This is a genomic window from Paenibacillus sp. 203 (assembly GCF_037027525.1).
GTDB lineage: Bacteria > Bacillota > Bacilli > Paenibacillales > Paenibacillaceae > Paenibacillus > Paenibacillus polymyxa_B.
Genome location: NZ_JAXCHD010000004.1, coordinates 474,436 through 496,336, shown reverse-complemented (window position 1 = coordinate 496,336; position 21,901 = coordinate 474,436). Strand labels below are relative to the sequence as shown.

Sequence of the window (21,901 nt, the reverse complement as noted above, 5' to 3'; positions counted from 1 at the left end):
ATCTTCCTTTACGGCGAAATCATCAGACGATTATCTTCCTGATGGTCTTCAAAGATAATTCCGTCCTGCTTGTATTTTTTAAGCGTAAAATTAGTCTTGGTAGACAAGACCGAATCAATAGGCGACAGTTTTTCCGACACAAAATTAGCAACCTCACGGAGATTGCGGCCTTCAACCTCTACCAGCAAATCGTATGCTCCAGACATGAGATAGACCGATTTAACTTGCGGATACAAATAAATCCGTTCTGCAATCCCTTCAAAGCCTCTTCCACGCTCAGGTGTAATCTGTACTTCGATCAAAGCGGTAACCTTTTCGTCGTCGACTTTGTCCCAATTGACTACAGCGGCGTATTTGACGATCACATGTTGGTCTTCGAGCTCTTTAATTGAGGTGCGAACATCCTGCTCGTCAACCCCCAGCATAGTAGCTAATAGAGTCGGTGTTCTTCTTGCATCTTCTTTTAACAATTCCAGCACTTTTAATTTCAATTCATTCAGTTCTGTCATTCTACATAAGGCCTCCATCGAAAGAGATTACTATACATCATACAATACGCACTTTAAACCTGCAAAGAAAAACCGTCCACTCCGGTAAACCCGGCAGATGGACGGCTGTTATGGGAATCTGCTTCAAAAACGAAAAATCCCGTTTACATATAATAAGGGTTGTTTTGATGAGTAGACTGGCCTTGCTGGTGCATAGATTGGCCATATACTCCCGCGGATGCCGATTTTTGCTGAATGAACTGTTGGCATTCTTGTTGGGTCTTGCGAGCTTCTTGAATCTGTTTGTCCAAATCGATGCGCAGTGCTTTAGTCGGAGTGGCATACATATTGTTTTGGCTCATCAGATGATACAAATCACCTTGCAGACGCAATGTATCATTCGTAAGGTCGGTGAACATCTGACGCACAGACGGACAATTGGATTCTGTCGTCGCCGTTGTGTACTCGCGCACCGTACGTTTCATATCAGCAAGAATAGTATAGAGCAAATCTTCTTCGGGCATAAATGACATATTGTTTTGTGAATACATTCTGTCAAACCTCCTTTATTGTAAATCCAAATTACTGCTGCGGTTGCATTGGGGCAAGCTGCTGATGCTGTTGAAGAGCATTAGAAAGCAGATTCAAGTGGTGCTCATGAGTTCTTGCCAGTTGCAAACAGGCTTGTTGGATGGCTGGGTGCTGAATAGAAGCCGCTGTCGCCGCACTTTGTTTGAGTAGTAGTTCTTCATTGGAAATGGAGTCCACGATGTACTCCAGCTCTTTGCCTGACAAGGGTTGCATGTTCGTAGATTGCATAATCTCTGTGCCTCCTTGAATGTTTTGTTGCACGCTGGTTATCTTGTCCGTTTGGCGAAATACTATGTACACCTAAGAAATATTACATATTACCTTATGAGGAGTGCTATTTATATGGAATTGATAAGCGGGAATACATATTGGCCCAGTACCTTGGAGAAAATGTTGGATTTCCCGCCTTTGGCAGAGGATTTAAATTGTGATGTATTGATCATAGGTGGCGGCATGGGTGGATCCATCTGCTCCCGACTGTTGGGAGAACGACAGGTAGACGCCGTGGTTATTGACAAACGCAAGCTAGTACATGGAAGTTCTTCAGCCAATAACGGACTGCTGCAATATAGCAATGATAAGACCTTAACTTCCTTCATCAATACGTTTGGTGAAATGAACGGTGTACTGTTTTACCGTATGAGTAAAGATGCTCTGGATCAGTTGGAAAAACTGTCTACCACGCTGGAAATTGATCCGTCTTTTTCACGCCGAAGTAGCCTGTACTATGCAAGTACATCGGAGGATGTGCAGACACTTCAGGAAGAGTACAAACAGCTAACCCAGTTTGGATTTCCCGTCGAATACTGGGATGATCAACAGATTGCTGCCCGATTTCCTTTCCGAAAACCAGCAGCCTTATATACACGCGAAGATGCCGAGGTTAATCCATTTTTGTTCGCCCAAGGACTGCTGCGATCTGCCAGCCGTCTTGGTGTTCGCTTATATGAGCATACGGAAGCCAAGCATTTAGAATTTAACGAAAATGAAGTTGTTTGTCATACCAACGGTGGAATTATCCGAGCGAAAAAAATCATTTTTGCAACAGGTTATGAAACACAAGAGATTAAAACAGACCGTGGAGCCGTTCTGGAAAGCTCATATGCTATCGCCACCAATCCAATCGGAGATACACCCTTGTGGCATGAACAGTGTCTCATCTGGGAAACCGCTCGTCCTTATCTATACATGCGCTCCACACCGGAAGGACGCATTATTATTGGTGGTTTAGACGAACCTGTACTGGACGCCAATCAACGTGAAGTCAGGCTGCTGCACCAACAGCAAAAGCTGCTACAAACATTACGGGAATTTTTTCCGGGTATACCATTTCAGATCGACTTTGCATGGGCTGCTGTATTCGGCTCCTCTCAAGACGGTTTGCCGTATATTGGTCCACATCCGCGTTTTCCCAACTGCTACTTTTTGGAAGGTTACGGGGGAAATGGAGCAGTCACGAGTATGATGGCCGCACAACTTTTGGCTGATGAACTGACGGGCACACATCGACCTGAAATGGAGCTTTATTCTCTGACCCGTACTACCAAACCCTCGCCCGAAACAACGGAACCGATGGTTTAACGTGTGGAAACAAAAAAAGAACCTCCTTTCCCTTTAAGTGGGTCTGGAGGTCTTTTTAAATATATTTTCAGACTATTCGGTTTGCTTGTGCAAGCGTCGTGCGTGGGAATGAGACTGGCTCTGCTTTGTCTTTTGTTCCATTTTCAGCACACTTCGCATAAAAAACCATCCGAGCACTGGCATCAATGCCAGTCCAATCAACAACCAGATCATCGCCGTAGGAGCCTTGCTGATACTTAGGACACCCAAGAAAATGAGTGTTCCGGTCAATCGGCCTACCATTAAGCATAGTTCGCGCAGTACAACCAGTTCCACTCTCTGATTGGCGTCTCCTTTACTCGTACCCATTAAATCAAAGCTGGCAGAAATCATGGGAATTAAATACAGGGGCATAAATAAAGCGGTGCCGATCCCCATAATCAGTAGTGTACTATACTCCATACGCCACAATAACGGTAAAAGCGCGATCACTAACAACACAGCACCCAAAAGCATACCCGCCGAACGATAGTGTGGCTTGAGCCATTTTCCGACAGCCCAAAAGCTGAAAAATGAAACCGCCGATGTAATAAGTGAAAACTGCGCCAGCTTCCATTCCTGTTGAGTAGCTACATACACGAGCAGCGTAATCAGGAAGGCAAATACCCCTTCACGGATGCCCTGGGCAACAAGTGATAACGACAACGGACGCCACATACTCCCTTTTTGTGACAATCGCTGCTTGGGCTCCTTCCAATTGTAATTTCCTGTCGGCTTACGCTTGCGAAGAAAGAAACTAAGCACCACTCCTACGACATAAAAGGCCAAGGAAATACTGAATATCACGCGGTAACCTGCGTCATCCTCCATACGGGCAATAATCCAACCGGACAGCCAAGGTCCCACTATACCGGAAAACGAGCCTAGCAGACCCACCCAACCGTTAAAATGATCACGACTTGCCTGATCCGTGACTTCGAAAAAAATCACATTAAACGCCAGCCAGAATAAACCTAATGCTGCACCCAGCAACATCCCGAGCGGCCATATGTAGTTCACAGCCTGCGGTCCCGTATATAACACGATCAGATAAAATAGGCCGGATAATGCGGTCCCCACGCGCAAGGCATTCATTTTATTATGTTCCTTGACCCACTTTCCAGCCACCCAGACCATAATTCCCAGTGCAATTTGTTGACTGACATTAAACCAGCCGATCATCGCGTAATCCTGCCTGCTTTTCCACAAATACACGTTAAGAAATGTGCCTGACAATGCTGCTGCAAACACAAACAATCCATTCAAGCTTAATAGCAGAATGGATTGTCCGTTCAGGTTTGATTTCAATGCAGTTCCCCCTAACCGAAAAATCACCAATCAGCTTATTTCAAGCCAGCTTGTTCAAAGATTTATTCGATTTAAGATGCCCGTATTGAGCTTGGGCCTATCCGGGGGATTGCTATTTAATTGTTGGAAATACCGCTGAGCTTCTCCAGCATCCGCAGTCGGTCATTCTCTGATAGTGTCTGCTGTACATGGAAGCAGCTAGCACACACATAAACATTCAAGACGAACGGCAAATCCAGAACAGGCTTGCCAAGCGCTGGAGACATCGACGGTTCAAAGCCTTCTCTGGTTACGGTTTGCGAACCCGCATGCAGCATGTACTCTCCACATTGGGAACATTCAAGAACCTCATCTTGTCTGTCGAGTATTTGTTCAGCGCCATGTTCATAAGCCATCAGATCCGCACCACTTTCTTCGAATTTTTGCAAAGTATGCAGCACAGGCAGCTTATGAAGCTCATTATCCTGCAACAACGGTGCATCAACCGGTTTTTCAACTACGATTTCATCCTCTGCCTCATATAAAATATCCTGCTCCTCATCATCACCGAGCTGAATACTCAATGTACGATAACCCTTCAGGTCTTCTTTTCCATGAGGGTGGGGCACCGGGGTTACAGAAGCCACATGATCATGTTTCGTCTCTTCATGTCCATGCTCACCAGCATGTCTATGCACAGGTGGAGAAACAGACTCATCTTCATCATCGGTGATGTCAGAGTACCCTTTCAGATCATTATGGCAATAAGGACACTCTTCCTCAGGTCCTAATTCTTCATCCCAAATAATTTCCATGTTACACCATGGACAAATAGTCATTTCCAAGCTTTATCATCCTTCCGTTCCAAGCGTATACCAGGCTCTAGTATACAAGATGTGTCAAGTTACACTGGCACCGATCACATAAGATAAAGATATGGAAATAATCATGGAGAACAAGCCGACAGCACGATTATCCTCTTTAATCTGTTGATCGATAGAAAATACCGGTGTTAGAAACTCAAAAAGAAAGTACGCCGCAAGTAGCAGTAAAAAGCCAACGAACGACCAAATCATCGTATCATACACACTAGATTTGGCTTCCATCGCAAAGCGGAGCACGTTGCAAATACCGAACATTTTCCCTCCCGTAGCCATGGCTACCGAAACATTGCCGCGCTTGATCTCTTCCCAGCATTTATAGCGGGTTACCAGCTCAAAACACGACAAAAATACAATTAGCTCCAGCACCGCCACCGAGAAATAACCCAGCATCATCCCCAACGGATGTGACAGCAATTCATCAATCGCCATCTTCACTTCGTCCCTCCCGTTCTACCAAGCGTTCCCGGGCAAAGCCGGCAACCCATAGCTATTCCAATTCAGCAACTGTTACGCCTGTGCCGCCTTCATTGTAATTACCGATACGGTAGCTTTTCACATGTTTATGCTTGCGGAGGTACTCCTGAATACCGGTTCTCAGGACACCCGTACCTTTGCCATGAATAATGTGTACCTGACCCAGATTGGCCAGAAACGCTTCATCCATGAAGCGGTCCACTTCCATCAAGGCTTCCTCGACGTTCGCCCCCCGAAGATCAAGTTCACTTCGTACGTTATCATCCCGTGTCCGCTTAACGCCAGTCACTGGTTTTTGAACTCTTGGAGTCGTTGCTTGGGCAGGTTGCAGTAGTTCCAGATCATCCAGACTGACTTTCATCTTCATGATCCCCAGTTGAACCACAGCTTCCTTGGTACCGGACAGTTCAACCACGTGGCCTTTTTTATTCAGACTGTGAACGGATACTTCATCGCCAGCCATGATAGAACGAGTACGTGTAGCGGCCGGGCGTTTGACGGTACTTTTCTTGCGTTGCTTCGGTTCAGCCTCATCCAATTCTCTGCGAGCTGCAATCAGCTTATGCTCCTTAACAGAGGCCCCTTCTTCCTGAGCCAATTTACGCAAATCAGTAATGATTTTCTCTGCTTCACTACGAGCCTTATCCACGAGAACTCTTGCTTCGTCCTCAGCTTTTTCCAGCATACGGTCCCGTTGGGACTCCAGCTTATCCAACTCCGTCTGATGACGGCTACGCAATGCTTCCATTTCCTTACGCAGCTGCTCCGCTTTTTCCCGTTCTTGCTCAGCGGTTAAACGGTTCTGCTCCAGTGACGCGATCATGTGCTCGACGCGCTGGTCTTCTTCCGTCACCTCACCACGGGCATAGTCTAAAATACGCCCTGGCAATCCCAATCGCTCGGCAATGGCAAATGCATTACTTCGTCCGGGTACACCGACCAGAAGGCGGTAAGTCGGGCTTAATGTAGCGACATCAAACTCCATGCTTGCATTAATAATTCCTTTACGCTCATAGGCATACGCCTTCAATTCACTATAGTGAGTCGTGGCAACCATGCGGCAACCCATGGCATGTATATGCTCCAAAATGGATACAGCCAGAGCCGAACCTTCCGCAGGGTCCGTTCCTGCCCCCACTTCGTCAAGCAATACAAGACTTTTGGGCGTCATATTTTTCAGGATGCTAATGATATTGGTCATGTGACTGGAAAATGTACTCAAGTTTTGCTCAATGCTCTGCTCGTCACCAATATCGGCATAGATTGCATCAAATACACACAGCTGGCTTTCATCCTCAACAGGTACAAACAGTCCAGACATCGCCATCAAACTAAGTAGGCCGATGGTTTTCAGGGTAACGGTTTTCCCCCCTGTGTTCGGTCCGGTAACGATAATGGAGGTGTATGAATTGCCCAGCTCCACATCAATGGGAACAACCTGCTCCAACGGAATTAGAGGATGTCTGCCCTTTTTCAGCTTCAAATATCCGCGGTCATTCATTAAAGGCAAGGTTGCCTTCATTTCACGGGCGAGACGCGCTTTTGCAAAAATAAAATCAAGATTACCCAATATGTCCACATCATACAGCAACATATCTGCTTGTTCTGCGACAAGTGCGGTCAGCTTTTGTAAAATGACTTCAATTTCACGCTCTTCTCTCAGCCTTGTTTCCCTCAGCTTATTGTTCATGGCTACAATGGATTCAGGCTCGATAAACAATGTTGCACCAGACCCGGATTGATCATGAACAATTCCGCCAAAATAAGAACGGTATTCGGCCTTAACTGGGATCACAAACCGATCTCCACGAATCGTTATCAACTGATCTTGAAGCATTTTGGATACAGTTGAGGAACGAATCATGGAATCCAGCTTTTCACGAATACGCACTTCTCCCGAGCGCAGCTCCCGACGGATTTGAGAAAGCTCTGTGCTGGCAGAATCCAGCACCTCTGCATTTTCATCAATACAGCCTTTAATGGAGTTTTCTAAACCTCTCTGCTCCGAAAGCTGCTCGCTCCAATACAGCAATGTTTCGACAGGATTTTCCTCATGCAAACTTGCCACGTATACCTGTATACGGCGTGCGGCCTGAACTGTTGTCCGAATGCCAAGCAACTCCTGCGGGCTTAACGTTCCGCCAATACGGGCACGCTTCACTGCCGGAGTGATATCCACTACTCCGTTAAATGAAGGCACTCCTTTGAGTCGATCAGCAGCATAGGCCTCATCCGTACCTTTCAACATTTTCTTGATATGCTCCAAATCATCGCTGGGCTGTAGTTGAAGGGCTGTCTGTTGTCCCGTTGCCGTTTGAGCATAGTGACTTAGTTTATTTAGAATTTTTTGATATTCAAGGGTTTTAAAAATTTTAGAGTCCAACTTCACTACTCCTTTCACATATATCTATATTATACCGAAAGCAGCAAACTTACGCTATTTGCCAACTCTCTTTTACACATAAGAAAGCTCTTCATGCCACACACTAACCTTTGTCTAACCCTGTAAATTCAAAAAACAAAGGAGGTTATTCCGTGAGCATTCTCGGGCACATTGTACGTTTCATCGTTGCCGCTCTGGTGCTGATGGTCGTAAGCTGGATCGTTCCCGGATTTAGTGTAGGCGGCTTTTGGAGCGCGCTGATTCTTGCCATTGTCATTGCCTTGGTTGGTTACATTATCGAGGCAGTGTTCGGCCGACGCGTTTCTCCATTTGGACGCGGTATCGTAGGTTTTCTTGTGAGCGCTCTGGTGATCTGGATCGCTCAATATGTGGTGACCAATGTCAGTGTTTCCGTTCTGGGCGCATTGCTCGCTGCATTGGTTATCGGGATTATCGACCTGTTTATTCCGGTATCGACACCGTTTGAAGCCGGTCGCAAAGACGGGAAATAACTTCAATAGACACTCCCGACAAAGCTGTCCCGAAGCAGATTTCGTCTGCCACAGGACAGCTTTGTGTCATATAACTTCTGAGTGGATACAATAAGCAAACAATCCCCGGCGATGAGCAGCCGGGGATTGCCTTACATTTTTAATCCATATCTACTGATCCTGTTCGATAAGTTCAATCCATTCATTGTACTCCGTTTGAAGTTTAGTGTATTCTTCCTGTAATTGACGTAATTCTGTAGAAATCTTCTCCGTATTTTCCCGATCTACGTCCTGTTGTACTTGTAACAGACGAAGCTGATGCGCCGCCATTTCATATTTTTGACCCACTTCGTCCAATTCAGACTGCAAGGCCATTCGTTCCTGCTCTATGGACTGCTGTTCAGCTTTCGCTGTTTTGGCAGCTTCAACCGCCAAACGAGTCTCCTCCTGAAGCTGTTCCTTTTGTTCAACGGTTACCGCTATTTCCCGTTCCCAAGATGCAAATTCTTCCTTACGGGCAGCATCTTCAGCTTCCAGACGTTCCGCTTCTGCCTTCAACTGATCGTATTTAAGTTGCCACTCTAAAGATTCTTCCTCAGCACGTTCCAGTTTACTCCGCCGTTCGTGATCTTCCTGTTGAAGCTGCTTAATATTCTGCTCCAGCTGTCCAGCTCGGCTCTTCATGCTTCCATATTGCTCCTGAAGCGATTGATATGCCTTAGCTCCCTCTTGCTCTCGGACTTTGGCTTTCTCAAGCTCATCCTGAACGCGAATCAGCTCAGGTGAAAGCTCCTTGATTCTCGCTTCAAGTTGAACTAGCCGTTGCTGTTGTGAAGCAAATTTATCATTAATAGCTTCGAGCTCAGCCTCTGCGTGCTGTAATTGCTCCTGTATCGCTTCCTTCTGTTCACGTGCTTCCAGCAGGGAGAGCTCCAGCTCATCAACTGCCAACTGGCGTTCTTCTGCAAGCTTCTTCCATGACTTCTCGCTTTCAGCTAGCGTAGCCAGCTCACTTTGCAGCTTGCGAGAAGATACGTGAGCTTGCTCCAGCAGCTTCTGCATCCGCCGCTGTTCTTCCTCCAGCTTAGCCGTCTGCTGCTGCGTAGCCTTAGCTTCAGCTTCTAATTGATCATATCGGCTTTGCAGTTCTTCACGCGCAAGCGTATCTGCCTGCTCTCGCTCTATCGCAGCCTGTCGCTGTGTTTCCAGCACAGACTCCAGCTCGGACTGTTGTTGCTTCAGTACTCTTGCTTGTTCTTGAGCCTCTCCCAGACGAGAAGCAAGCTCTGTACTGCCTGCTTGTACTTGTTCTAATTGTTCCTGAAGCTCCTCAACCCGAATCTCCTGCTCCAATGCAGCTTCATCAGCTCGCTTCTGCGCTTCCTGATGCTGGAGCTTTTCTTCATTCAACGCCAATTCAGCCTGTTTACGTTCCTGCTCCAGCTGCTCATTCAGCCCTGAGCACTTGGTCTGCCATTCGCTTACCTTCTTACTATGCTCTTGCTGTAAAGCAGATCGCAGCTTGTCCAGTTCTGTACGCTTTTGCTCCTGATGAGTCTTCTCTGCAGCTGACAGCTTGGCTTCAGCCTGTTTAGTCGCTTCAGCTACTTCCTTCTTCATCTGCTCTTCTATTTGCCGGATACGGACATTAGCCGCCTCCTGCTGCTCTTTCAGCTTGCGAGAAGCTTCTTGACGAGACTCCTCCAATTCACGTTTAGCTTGTTTTTGTCCATTTTCAAGTTCAGTCGCTTTTTTCTCCTGCTGTTCCAGCTTTGCCTTCAATTGGGCAATCTCTTTGGCTGATACAGATTCGGTTTCCATCAGCTTCTTCTGCGTTGCTTCCTTTTCTTCCTTTAGTTGAATAAAAGATTGATGCAGATCTGTATTTTTTTGCTGCTGTTCCCCTAGAGCCGTCTGGAGTTGCGCCAGATCTCCCCGGAGCTCTGCTCGTTCCGCTGCTAAGCGGTTCATATGACTCTGAATCTCCTGGATTTGTACAGCTTCTTCTGCCATATGAACCGCAGCCAGCACGGCAATTCGGGGCATATCCAGACGCGAATGAGCTTGAGAAATGCTGTGCATACGCTCATCCACGTAATTGGCAACCTGCTTCATATAATCGGTATTGCTGCCGACGAGTTTATAAGAAGTACCGTAGATCTCTACAGTGACGCGAGTACGATCTGGTGTAGTCACAATTATGCCCTCCTTCAATACTACTGTATGTTGATTCTAAGGTGTGTCCGGTACTATGGTAACCCGCCTTCCGTGAAGCGTTCAACCTTATTAGTCCGGCTTCCCCGCAGCGGGTAAATATCAGAGTAAGAGAGCTTCTATGATGATAGGCCAAAAAGCCGTATCGAACCTCTGTCACTAAGATTCGATACGGCTTCCCGCATTTCCTGCTACTTTCTCAATTCCGCTCCAAAAGTTTGTTCCAGAGACGTAACGACAGGAGTATGCGCCGCATTGATCTCTTCATCCGTCAACGTATGTTCCCAATGACGATAGGTCAGAGAGATAGCTACGCTCTTCTTATCTTCACCAAGCTTACTGCCTGTAAATACATCAAACACTCGTGCATCCTGCAACAGCTCTCCGCCTGCAGCGTGAATAACACGAAGCAGTTCACCTGCCTCAACGTCTTTATTTACCACGAGGGCAATGTCACGTTCCACGGATGGGAAGCGAGCCAGCTCTCTGAACTGAATATGAGAGTTGGCGTGGTCAACGACCTGTTGCAACGCAATTTCCGCTACATACGTATCATTCAGCCCATAAGATTGTTGAAGCTCCGGATGAATCTGTCCAATGGTACCGATCCGTTGAGAGTTTCCATTCACATCCAGCCATACCGAAGCAGAACGGCCCGGGTGATAGCTTTGCGGTTGGTCAGCCACATAACGAATGCTGGCACTCAATCCGAAATAGTCAAACACCGTTTCAAGCGCACCTTTAATATCAAAGAAATCAACCTTTTCAGCACCAATATTCCATTGTTTTTCACGGCGTACTCCAGTCAGCAGTAGACTAAGCACTTGAATTTCCTGCGGCTGACGGGTTAATGTTTGTTCCTCTGTATAAAATACTGTTCCCATCTCAAAAATCGCCAGATTGTCTTGCTTGCGATTCATGTTGTACACCGCTGTATCCAGCATCTGTGGAATGATACTAGTACGCAAAACACTACGGTCTTCGCTCATAGGCATAGCCAAACGTACCGGATGGCTACCTTCTGTCAGGGCATTAAATAACCCCGTACTCTGCGGATGTACAAAAGAGTAGCTGATCGTCTCCTGCCAACCACCATGAGCCAGCAATCTGCGCAGGGAGCGGCGCAATGATTGCGATGCTGTCAAAGCTCCCGGAGTTGTAGGACCTTCAATCGGCGTGGTCGGGATATTGTCGTAACCATACAGACGAGCTACCTCTTCGATTAAGTCCACGTCAATGGTAATATCTCCACGGCGTGTAGGAACTTGAACTTCCAGTACACCTTGCTCTGCGTCGCCACATCCGAAATGAAGTCTACCGAAAATCGTTTTCACCTCAAGCAGCGACAGTTGGGTTCCCAAATATCGGTTTATTTTATCTAGCGACAGCTTGATAATGCGGTTTTCAGCTTTTGCAGACGCTGATTCTACGATGCCCTGGTGTACAGTGCCTCCCGCATAACGCTGAATCAGCGCAGCTGCACGATTCACAGCAGGCACAACAGCGCCTGGATCAACCTCTTTTTCAAAACGCAGACTTGCTTCTGAACGCAGTCCAAGTTGACGGGATGTTTTGCGAACTGTACCGCCGTCAAACTTGGCAGATTCCAGCGCAATGCTGACCGTCGCATCCGTAACCTCGGAATTGGCTCCACCCATCACGCCTGCCAATGCAATGGGTTTCACACCGTCTGTAATCAGCAGCATATGCGGCTCCAACTTACGTTCCTGATCGTCAAGTGTAATCAATGTTTCGCCTGCACGAGCGAGTCGAACTTCAATATTTCCATTTTCCAGCTTATCCGCATCAAAAGCATGCAACGGCTGACCGTATTCCAGCATAACGTAGTTCGTAATATCTACGATGTTGTTGATCGGACGAACACCTGCCGCCATCAGACGGTTTTGAATCCATAACGGGGAAGCCCCCACTTTTACTCCTGTGATATAACGGGCCGCATAGTGCGTACACAGTTCAGGAGTATCTACCTTCACAGACAGATGATCTGCCGCTGCATCGCTAATTTCAACCAAATCCTTAGCCGGGTCAGCCAGCGAAATGTTACGTCCCAGAATCGCACTCACTTCATATGCTGCTCCGTGCATGCTCAGGCAATCCGAACGGTTGGGTGTCAGATCAAAATCCAGCACCTGATCATCCAGCGCCAGCAGCTTCGTAATTGGCATACCAATTTCAGCATCCTCAGGCAGCACCAAAATACCTTCTTGCAATTCCTTTGGAAGGAGCTTGTCATTCATGCCCAGTTCTTTGGCCGAGCAGATCATGCCCATGGATACAACACCACGTAGCTTGGCCTTTTTAATGTGGAAATCTCCCGGCAACTTTGCACCTACAACTGCAACAGGAACCTTTTGACCTGCATCCACGTTTTTGGCACCACACACGATTTGCAGATCTTCCTCTTGACCTGCATCGACAATACATATATTCAGCTTATCAGCATCTGGATGCTTTTCCTTGCTTTTAACATAGCCGACAACGACACCAGTAATTCCTTGATTGCGCTGCTCGACCTCATCAATTTCTATGCCCGAACGGGTGATTTTCTCTGCTAGATCCTCCGCGCTTACCTGATCCAGCGATACATATTCGGACAGCCACTCGAATGATACTTTCATATGGGTTCACTTCCCTTGATATAGTTGTTTATTGACGCGCAAACTGTTTCAGGAACGACAGGTCACTGTTATAAAAATGACGAATATCGTCGATACCGTATTTCAATATAGCAATCCGCTCTACACCCATACCGAATGCAAAGCCGCTGTAAACCTCGGGATCAAAACCGCCCATCTCCAACACTTTCGGATGGACCATGCCACAGCCTAAAATTTCAATCCATACACGTTCGCCATTTTTCTTCACAAAAGTCACGTCTACTTCAGCGCTCGGCTCTGTGAACGGAAAGAAGCTTGGGCGCAAACGGATTTCGGTCGATTCTCCGAACATTTCGCGTGCAAATTGAAGTAAGGTTCCTTTCAAATCACTCATACGAATGTCTTTTCCAATGACAAGCCCTTCAATTTGGTGGAATTGAAAAGAATGCGTTGCATCGTCATCATCACGTCGGAAAACCGTACCCGGACAGATAACCTTAATAGGCGTTTCGCCCTTCATCGCTTCCATTGCACGAATCTGAACCGGTGACGTATGGGTACGCATCAACAGATCCTCGGTCAGGTAAAATGAATCCTGCATATCCCGTGCTGGGTGATTTTTAGGCAGGTTCAATGCTTCGAAGTTATAATAATCCGTCTCTGCCTGTGGACCTTCAGCCACTCGATAGCCCATACCTGTAAAAATATCCTCGATTTGCTCAATCACTTTGTTGAGCGGGTGCAGTCCACCTTGCGGCAACGCGCGTCCAGGCAGCGTAACGTCGATCTTTTCCGCTTGCAAACGCTCATTTGTTTCTGCTTTCGTGAACTCGTCCTGCTTACGGTTAACGACTTCTTCAATCGCCTCGCGCACCTCATTGGCTACCTGTCCAACTACTGGACGCTCTTCCGCGCTCAGCTTGCCCATACCGCGCAAGATTTCAGTCAATGCGCCCTTTTTCCCCGAATATTTTACCCGTAAATCAGCCAGCTCCTTGGGTGTTGCCACCTTCTCCAATACTTCCAGTGCTTCTTCCTTCAAGGCCAGCAAATGTTCCTTCATTTGGATGGTTTCGCTCATCGCCTGTTCAGTCCCCTTTCTTCATTTCCAGCTTTTCAGACAACAAAAAAAGGTCTTTTCTCCCGGTAAGGGACGAAAAGACCGTGGTACCACCCTCGTTAGACAATAAGCTCAGCTCACCCGGCATTCTGCCTTACGGCAACTAGTTACAGGTGATTTTCATGCTATGCATCATCGTCTCGCTCTACACGTTGTAACGGTCGTGAACCGGTATCCCCTACTTGCACATTCGCCATTCACATGGCGCCTGAGGTTCAAGGAACTGCTCCGGAGCGAACTTCAACAGCCCAGTATTTGCAGAAACGCTCTCAATCCTACGGCGCTTCCTCCCTGTTCAATCGGACACTGTCTACTCTTCTCCATCAAGACATTTTCAAAAATTCGAACTATTGTTCATTATTATATGCAAACTACCGCGCTTTGGCAAGCAGGGCATACGTTTCATTTCTTTAGATATCGAGATCATCCAACCGTTCCAGATTTGCACGAATGCGCCTGATTTCGCTCAACAACTTCTCATTTTCGTCATTCGTGCCCGTCATTCCCATCAACTCTGTAAGACGCAATTGTAATCGAAGCCGTTCCTCACGCCGCTCCTGGTCTTCTGGCTCCCGTTGACGGCTCCGCTCATCTTCTTGCTTTTCGTCAGCTGTCCCCTCATAGATTTCATATCCGCCCCCCGGCTTCATATCCAGTAACCGAGTTGCCGTGCACCTCACCAGCTCCCGATCATGTGAGACGAGCACCAGTGCTCCATCATAGTTGCGCAAAGAATCCTCTACAATTTCACGGGTTTCAATGTCAAAATAATTCGTGGGTTCATCCAGCACCAGCAGATTGGCTCCACTAAAGTACAGACGCAGAAAAGCTACCCTGCATTTTTCTCCCATACTGAGTGTCCCGATCCTTTTAAATACGTCCTCTTTCGCAAAAAGGAAGCATCCCAACACCGTTCTCGCTTCTGTTTGAGTCATCGTCGGGAGTGCAAGCAGACTGTCCAGCAACGTTTGATCCTCCGGAAGCTGCTCCAGCTCCTGTGAAAAATACCCGATGTTCAACTGTGGGTTGGTTGTGATTTTTCCTGTCTGCGGCTCCAGTTGACCTGTTAATAACCGAAGCAGCGTGGTTTTACCAATTCCATTGGGCCCCCGAACAGCCAGACGGTCTCCACGTGCAACGATCAGATTTAGATTTTTCATAATGCTACGGTCGTCGTAGCTAAAGTCAACCTGCTCAGCACGCAGCAAATATTTTGCCTGAAACCCGCTGTCACTTAATTTCATGTGCAAAGACGCAGCCTCACGCGGTTGCTCTACTCTATTGGCTTCCAGTCGCTCCAGTTCCTTCTCCTTCGCATGGTAACGGGAAATATTCTTTTTAGCCTTGGCCTTATAAAAGCTCTGCGTAACGGCCATCTCAACCTTGGATGCGCCACGATGCGCCTGATGAAACCATTCCCTGTAATTTCGAATCGTTTCCTCCAGCGCCTGTTTCGCCAGCTCCTGCTTCCGATAGTTGGCTTCCTGCTCTCGCAGTTCTCGCTCCTTTTGCGCTTTATATTCCTTATAGCCGCCTTTATAGCGCCCAATACCTGTCGATGTGAGCTCAACTATACTCGTAGCCACCCGATCCAAAAAGGCTCTGTCATGCGATACAAACAGCAGTGTTCCTGGATACGTGGACAGCCACTGCTCCAGCCAAAGCAAGCTTTCGGCATCCAAATGGTTGGTCGGCTCATCCAGCACCAGTAGCTTCGGCTGTCTGACCATGAGTCCGGCTAATCGCACTCTCGTCTTCTGTCCGCCACTCAGGTCACCATAAGCAATGGACCACGTCTGGACAGGCATTCCCATTCGAGTGAGCGCCTTTTCCACCTCAGACTCCCAGGCAAAGCCTTGCAGGCGTTCGTATTCATCCATCAGCTCGCCGTAACGCTCCAGATGATTCTCCATATCCTTCCCAGCATTGGCTAGGTCAGCTTCCAGCTGTCCCAACGCTTGCTTGAGAAGCCAATGCCGAGGGCTGGCCTGCTGTGCGGCCTCCAGTGCGGTTCGAGACCAATCCACCGTATCCTGCTGCTTCAGCCAGCCCCGCTCTTCCAGTGGCAAATCATGCTCTACTTGACCAGAGGTTGGCGCTTCATCTCCCAGCAATATTCGCAATAGCGTCGTCTTACCTGCTCCATTTCTTCCAAACAGTGCGAGCCGTTCTCCTTCCATCACATCCAACGACACATTCTCAAATAAAGATGTCCCGTTCCAATCCTTTACTACATTGCGAATACGTAAAATCGTTCTCATACCGCTCATCCTTTCCCAGTCCGGTTTTTTGACCCCGGAAGCAATAAAAAAAGCCGCAGAAGGCTGCGGCTTGCATACAAGGAATATAGAATGACTGTTATGAATCGTCTCAGAACATACGCTTATGAATAATAATACCGTAAACGAATAAGCCAAATCCCGTTCCGGAATATACGCATACGTCCCTACATTCATTTTCAGACACACTTCTCCCGTTGCAGCTTACAGCCGCCTGCCAGTAACTGTGCAGTTAAGTGGGAAAATCAGTGTGCTTACTTCATCGGACGTATGGTTACCTTCCTTTTCATGGGATACTTACTTGCAGTCAGTATAGCAGATCACAATGCATTTGCAAATAACCCGCGTTATTTTCCAAATACCAAAGTTGTATTGGACGAACCTGCATATTTCGTTACAAACTCTTTCGTATATTCAGGAGTCTGAACCTGATAGCTATAGTTTTTGCTTGGATTCCAGCTGGTTACACGCGATTTTTGGTTGTTGATGGCGGGAAAACTCCCCACATCTTTAAACTCGCCATTGGCTTTATCATCAAGAATACCGCCCTTTTCACTACCTTTTCCAAAGTAGTTGTACTCAGAATAGATTCTTGCATTCGTAGCAATGGTGTAAGCAAGCTGGAAATTATTAATATAATTATTTTTAACATGAAAATATCCATATCTCATAAGCCCTGGGCCACGTACAAGTAAGTTTTCAAAGTAATTATTGGCGATCGTGATATGGGGCATGCCATCATAATTTTTATTGCCATCATCAGGGTATCCCAAAATGAGACCATATTTATGATTAGCAAATTTGGAGTTACTAATGGTTACATAATCAGCCGATTGGCCTATGTACAAAAGTTTGTCCAGATCCGAGCCATTCGCATTATAACTGTGACCTGCAAATGTAACATGATCAATCCAATAATTTGTACCTGCAGTGAGATAAAGTTGAATGTCATCGTTACCGTTAATGTTGGCACTGTGCTCAAAAGTTAAATTTTGAAAGATCACATTTCCCGAATTATTTGTTGTTTTCAAATGAATGTTAACCAGCTTGTGTTGCGCGTAAGAACCAATGAGTGATTTGTTGGAACCAATGTTGACCACGGTTTTAGAGGAGGCAGAAATATTTTTTTCGATTACCAGAATTTTAGGAGTTGAATCCCCTAACTGGTTTTTCAAATCGTTTAGATTATTGATATAAATGACCTGACCGCCTTTTCCCCCCGTTGTGGCAGGCTTTGCAGCTCCATTTTCACTTTTAGCCTGTCCGGCAAAACCAGTCATTCCATTCGTCGACGTATTTGGAAAATCAGCAGCGGCGAACGTAGAACTTGCAGAAAAAGTAAACAGCATCAAAGTTAATGCTAAAAACAGAAAAGAAATTTTCCTCATTGCAGCTACACCATCCTTTTTTAAGTTAAATCCCGACAATCCGACTATACATATTTTTTATTAATTGGTAAATAGTTCTTTTTATCTGTTTATTTATAGCATCTAAGCTAAATATTTTATATTTTATTTTTGTGCAGCAATGTAAAAATAGTTCGTAAGAACGCAAAAAGCCGTGATACCCCGTCGGCACCCCGGCTATAATGCATTTATCTAGCTCCAAACAAAACAAAAACCCCTGCGTCGCAAGGGTTCCGAACTTCTTAAAACAGTAAGCGGGTGATGGGAATCGAACCCACGCTATCAGCTTGGAAGGCTGAAGTTCTACCATTGAACTACACCCGCATTTTATAACATCTCGATTCTTATGTATGACACGCTTAACCTATCGTCAACCAGCTGAATCAGGATGTTATTTAGTATAACTTACCTTTCAGCAAAATGCAAGCATACTACATACTATCCTGAGCCAGCCAATTCATAGGTTTACGTAAAAACAATTTTTCAAAGACTTCTGCCGGAATGGGGCGACTAAAGTAATATCCCTGACCCTCATGACAATCCTGTGCCTGCAAAAAATGAAGCTGCTCCTCATTTTCCACTCCCTCAGCCGTAACCTTCAGCTTCAAATGGTGAGCCATGGAGGCAATAGTAGATACAATTGCCGCATTTTTGCTGTCGACCAGTACCTCATTTACAAAGGAACGGTCAATTTTTAGACGATCAATCGGGAGATTCTTCAAATAATGCAATGAGCTATAGCCAGTTCCAAAATCATCAATACTGATTGCGACACCAATAGCCTTTATTTTTTTCAACTGTTCAAAGGCCCGATCCTTATCAAAGGTCATACTTTCGGTAATCTCAAGCTCTAGATAGCGTGCTTCAAGTTCCGTATAGGTCAAAATGCCCCGAATGACATCCACCAGCTTTTTTTGCTGAAATTGGCGCATGGATAAATTGACCGAAATTGGGATGGGTGGGTACCCGAGCTCCTGCCATTGCTTATTTTGCAGACAGGCCTCCCTTAACACCCATTCCCCCAAGGGCACAATTAAACCACTTTCTTCAGCCACCGGAATAAAATCGCCCGGCATCACCATCCCACGATGAGGATGATTCCACCGCACCAGCGCCTCCAAACTCGTTAGCTCGCCACTTTGCAGGTGGACACGTGGTTGATATACCAATGAAAATTCCTCATTTTCAAGTGCTCGCCGCAGATCATTTTCCAGCTGGAGTCTTTCATGCGCTCGCATCTGCATCGCGCTAGCATACCGCTGAAAATTCACTCCCTGCTCTTTGGCACTATGGACAGCCGTATCCGCCTGCTGAATAAGTTGTTCGCTCTGATTCGCATCCAACGGGTATAAAGCTATACCAACGCTCACCATCACATGATAAGATTCGCCATTAATATCGAAAGGCTGATCGAACAGCTTCACCATATCATCAATACGATTTCTCATAGCATCTGTATCTTCGTATCCCGTTAGAAGAAAGGCAAATTCATCTCCGCCCATGCTAAAGACTGCTTCCCCTTCATGGCTAAAATGCCCCAAGCGTTCGCCTACCGCATACAGCAAATAATTCCCTGCCATATGTCCAAGCGAGTCATTAATCGCCTTGAAACGATCAATATTTAGCACTAAAAGCGCTACTGTCTCATCCGATTTCAATGATTTGCGCAATATTTTATCTAAGCGTTGGGAAAGGCGACGACGATTGGGGAGTCCTGTTATATCATCATTATAGGCAATGTGATTAAACTCAGATTCTGCTGCTTGCTTTTCACGATAAGGAACCAGAACCATCAACCGAACCAGCCCGCTCAACATATTATAAAATGCTACCGCGTTGGTCAAAAGTCCCAAAAGGTGATTAATATCGCTCATTTGCTTAGAAAATAAATAGAACAACTGACTCACAACACACAGCCCAATCCCACGAACAATAAGCAACATGCCCAACTCCGCCGGGCGGGCTTTCCGATATTTTCGCACCCCGAAAATAAAAGTGAGCACAAGCAGTAACATGACAGCCAGATTTAATGTCCAGCCTAAGTTGCCAATTTCGTATCGTATACGTAGATCCGGTAAGTCTGCACCAAATGTCTTAATAACTCCTAGAATCAGCAAAGTGCAGCCTATCCCTGCCCACAAAGCCACTGTCTTGTATTCAGACTTCGTCTTGCTAAACGGGAGGAAACAAACACATAAGAGCAAGACAGAAGTAAAGGCACGATTTACAAATAGCAGCCATAACGAAATGCCCGGAGACAAAGCAAAGTCCGTCAGGCTTACGAAACTAAACGAAACAATATGAACAAGGTAAAGCAGACCAGCCACCAAAAACGTCGGGGCAATAAGAAGTCTCTGCAAGGATAACTGTTCCAGTAAAACGGACCAGGACTGATAAAAAATAGAAAAACAAATCGCAGCACAGGAAAATCCTACAATCGGATATAACAAGAAAAAAACATTATGGGAGTATATCTTATTCAAAGTTACGTGAAATAACTGAACCAAGACAAACAAAACTATTGAAGCAATGCCGATACCTATCGTTTTTTTTACTTCCAACCGTATACTCATTCAGCCTCTTCAGCCCCCTGCATATCGGAGATTCCGATCATCTAAGACGTTTGACAGCTTTGGAAGCCGTTGTTTAAGTCTATAGTATCAAAAATAATGTTGTATTCTGGTATATAATAGCATTTAATCTGTGAAAGGTGAATCATTTTTTTGTCTTAAATTCATGAATTCATTTTCGCATTTACGCAAATAACCGAGCTTACAGCACCAAAAAAGCGCATCATCTTGTCAGATTATGCGCTTCAGACAACCTTTTCTAAAAAGGTGATACCTATACCCCAACGCTGCACAACATAAAAGAAATAGTATGTACAGGACCCCTCTGCGAAAACCTCCCCATATTAAACTACAGGAAGCGTGATTTTGAATTGTGTGCCACTTCCATGTTTACTGTCTACATGTATGAAGCCTCCGTGATTTTTGATAATTCGATAGCTCACAGCCAATCCCAATCCGGTTCCACTTTCTTTTGTTGTAAAAAAAGGATCAAATAAACGCGCCAATGTATTGTGATCCATACCTAATCCGTTATCTTCAATACAAATGTGGACATAATTACCCTCAAGCACTGTATGGATATCGATGCAGCCCTCTCGTTCCCCACTGATGCTTTCAATGGCATCCATCGCATTTTTAATCATATTGAGGATAACCTGCTTAATTTGCTTCACATCAATGGAAACCTTCATGAGCTCATCATTTTCGTCCAATGCAATCTGGCACCCCTTCATTAATGCTTCGCTTTCTGTCAGCATCACTACCTCTTTCAGCAAGCCCATCACAGATACAGCTGTTTTTTGCGGAGCCGAAGGCTTGGACGAATTTAAGAACTCATAAATAATGTCGTTCGCACGATCAATCTCTGTTAATATAATGCGGGCATACTCGTCCCTGCCCAACTCCACCAAATGTGGCCGAAGCAATTGAATAAAGCCCCGAATTGCGGTAAGCGGATTACGGATTTCATGGGCGATAGAGGCAGAGATGCGTCCCAGCATCGCTAGCTTATCGTTTTGATACGCCGTCTGCTCAATCTGCTTATAATCCGACACATCCTTGACGCTAAACAAAAAATCCCCATCCATCTGATCACCATAGGTCACTGTTATCAACCAATGCCGACCATACTCATCAATCAACTCATGATAGCGCTTTCTATGAAAGATAGTTTCTTTATAAATCCGCATGATTTTCTTCTTCTTAAACCGACTTAACTCAGGATGATGCAAAATTTGCATCAAATTGCGACCTGCTAGCGAACTCCGTGGTAGCTCCAGCAATTTCGCCATTTGCACGTTAATAAAGGTCAGTACCCCGTCACTGTCAAACAGCATGATACCACTATCCAGGTTCTCCAGCACATTTTCATACTTGTTATTGGCGATCTGTGTGGAAGGACAAGCTCCCACGGTATCAAGCAAGGCTTCTTGGAATTCACTGATCATGCCAGGCTTCCCCCTTGTTTCGGAATGACAAACTGGCCGTTTCGGACGC

General features: G+C 46.0%; 16 protein-coding genes and 1 tRNA gene. 2 read left to right on the top strand and 15 right to left on the bottom strand.

What is annotated here, in order from left to right; translation table 11 throughout:
* Window positions 1-8: 8 nt before the first annotated feature.
* The 3 genes from WA407_RS11735 to WA407_RS11725 all read right to left on the bottom strand — a co-directional run bounded on the left by WA407_RS11735 (window position 9) and on the right by WA407_RS11725 (window position 1,307).
* A complete protein-coding gene (locus WA407_RS11735; RefSeq protein ID WP_013370105.1) occupies window positions 9-509 on the bottom strand; it encodes an Lrp/AsnC family transcriptional regulator in 501 nt (166 codons plus the stop codon).
* Window positions 510-652: 143 nt separating this feature from the next.
* Entirely contained in the window at window positions 653-1,039 is a 387-nt protein-coding gene (locus WA407_RS11730; RefSeq protein ID WP_029516490.1) for a spore coat protein, read from the bottom strand.
* A 31-nt stretch (window positions 1,040-1,070) separates the two neighbouring features.
* Window positions 1,071-1,307, bottom strand: coding sequence for a hypothetical protein (locus tag WA407_RS11725; RefSeq protein WP_061829136.1), 237 nt, complete (start codon window positions 1,305-1,307; stop codon window positions 1,071-1,073).
* 114 nt (window positions 1,308-1,421) lie between these two features.
* Between WA407_RS11725 and WA407_RS11720 the strand changes: the two genes are divergently transcribed.
* Window positions 1,422-2,660, top strand: coding sequence for an NAD(P)/FAD-dependent oxidoreductase (locus WA407_RS11720; RefSeq protein ID WP_336077408.1), 1,239 nt, complete (start codon window positions 1,422-1,424; stop codon window positions 2,658-2,660).
* Between the two features lie 72 nt (window positions 2,661-2,732).
* Here the strand turns inward: WA407_RS11720 and WA407_RS11715 are convergent, their stop codons facing one another.
* The 4 genes from WA407_RS11715 to WA407_RS11700 form a co-directional block, all read right to left on the bottom strand.
* Window positions 2,733-3,986 carry an MFS transporter gene (locus WA407_RS11715; protein ID WP_254327703.1) on the bottom strand — a complete coding sequence of 418 codons (1,254 nt, stop codon included), beginning with the start codon at window positions 3,984-3,986 and terminating at the stop codon, window positions 2,733-2,735.
* 116 nt (window positions 3,987-4,102) lie between these two features.
* Window positions 4,103-4,810 carry a hypothetical protein gene (locus WA407_RS11710; protein ID WP_336077407.1) on the bottom strand — a complete coding sequence of 236 codons (708 nt, stop codon included), beginning with the start codon at window positions 4,808-4,810 and terminating at the stop codon, window positions 4,103-4,105.
* A 54-nt stretch (window positions 4,811-4,864) separates the two neighbouring features.
* Window positions 4,865-5,278 carry a DUF350 domain-containing protein gene (locus WA407_RS11705; RefSeq protein WP_013309402.1) on the bottom strand — a complete coding sequence of 138 codons (414 nt, stop codon included), beginning with the start codon at window positions 5,276-5,278 and terminating at the stop codon, window positions 4,865-4,867.
* A 58-nt stretch (window positions 5,279-5,336) separates the two neighbouring features.
* The gene (locus WA407_RS11700) at window positions 5,337-7,706 is read right to left on the bottom strand and encodes an endonuclease MutS2 (protein ID WP_336077406.1); all 2,370 of its coding nucleotides are present in this window, start codon (window positions 7,704-7,706) and stop codon (window positions 5,337-5,339) included.
* A gap of 152 nt (window positions 7,707-7,858) precedes the next feature.
* Here WA407_RS11700 and WA407_RS11695 point away from each other — a divergent pair, with 152 nt between their 5' ends.
* A complete protein-coding gene (locus WA407_RS11695) occupies window positions 7,859-8,218 on the top strand; it encodes a phage holin family protein (RefSeq protein WP_023987773.1) in 360 nt (119 codons plus the stop codon).
* Between the two features lie 150 nt (window positions 8,219-8,368).
* Here the strand turns inward: WA407_RS11695 and WA407_RS11690 are convergent, their stop codons facing one another.
* From WA407_RS11690 to WA407_RS11655, 8 genes are all read right to left on the bottom strand, one after another.
* Entirely contained in the window at window positions 8,369-10,393 is a 2,025-nt protein-coding gene (locus WA407_RS11690) for a DNA repair protein (protein WP_336077405.1), read from the bottom strand.
* 209 nt (window positions 10,394-10,602) lie between these two features.
* Window positions 10,603-13,050, bottom strand: a complete 2,448-nt coding sequence (gene pheT, locus WA407_RS11685) for a phenylalanine--tRNA ligase subunit beta (protein ID WP_336077404.1) — start codon at window positions 13,048-13,050, stop codon at window positions 10,603-10,605.
* A gap of 28 nt (window positions 13,051-13,078) precedes the next feature.
* Window positions 13,079-14,110, bottom strand: a complete 1,032-nt coding sequence (pheS, locus tag WA407_RS11680; RefSeq protein WP_269321413.1) for a phenylalanine--tRNA ligase subunit alpha — start codon at window positions 14,108-14,110, stop codon at window positions 13,079-13,081.
* Between the two features lie 449 nt (window positions 14,111-14,559).
* On the bottom strand, window positions 14,560-16,410 hold the full coding sequence (gene abc-f / locus WA407_RS11675) for a ribosomal protection-like ABC-F family protein (protein ID WP_336077470.1): 1,851 nt from the start codon (window positions 16,408-16,410) through the stop codon (window positions 14,560-14,562).
* A 365-nt stretch (window positions 16,411-16,775) separates the two neighbouring features.
* Window positions 16,776-17,777, bottom strand: a complete 1,002-nt coding sequence (locus WA407_RS11670; RefSeq protein ID WP_231109407.1) for a polysaccharide lyase family 1 protein — start codon at window positions 17,775-17,777, stop codon at window positions 16,776-16,778.
* 310 nt (window positions 17,778-18,087) lie between these two features.
* A tRNA-Gly gene (locus WA407_RS11665) sits at window positions 18,088-18,158 on the bottom strand.
* Between the two features lie 107 nt (window positions 18,159-18,265).
* A complete protein-coding gene (locus WA407_RS11660; protein ID WP_336077403.1) occupies window positions 18,266-20,407 on the bottom strand; it encodes a bifunctional diguanylate cyclase/phosphodiesterase in 2,142 nt (713 codons plus the stop codon).
* Window positions 20,408-20,748: 341 nt separating this feature from the next.
* Window positions 20,749-21,852 (bottom strand): ATP-binding protein, encoded by a 1,104-nt coding sequence (locus WA407_RS11655; protein WP_165176165.1) that lies wholly within the window; start codon window positions 21,850-21,852, stop codon window positions 20,749-20,751.
* Between the last annotated feature and the right edge of the window lie 49 nt (window positions 21,853-21,901).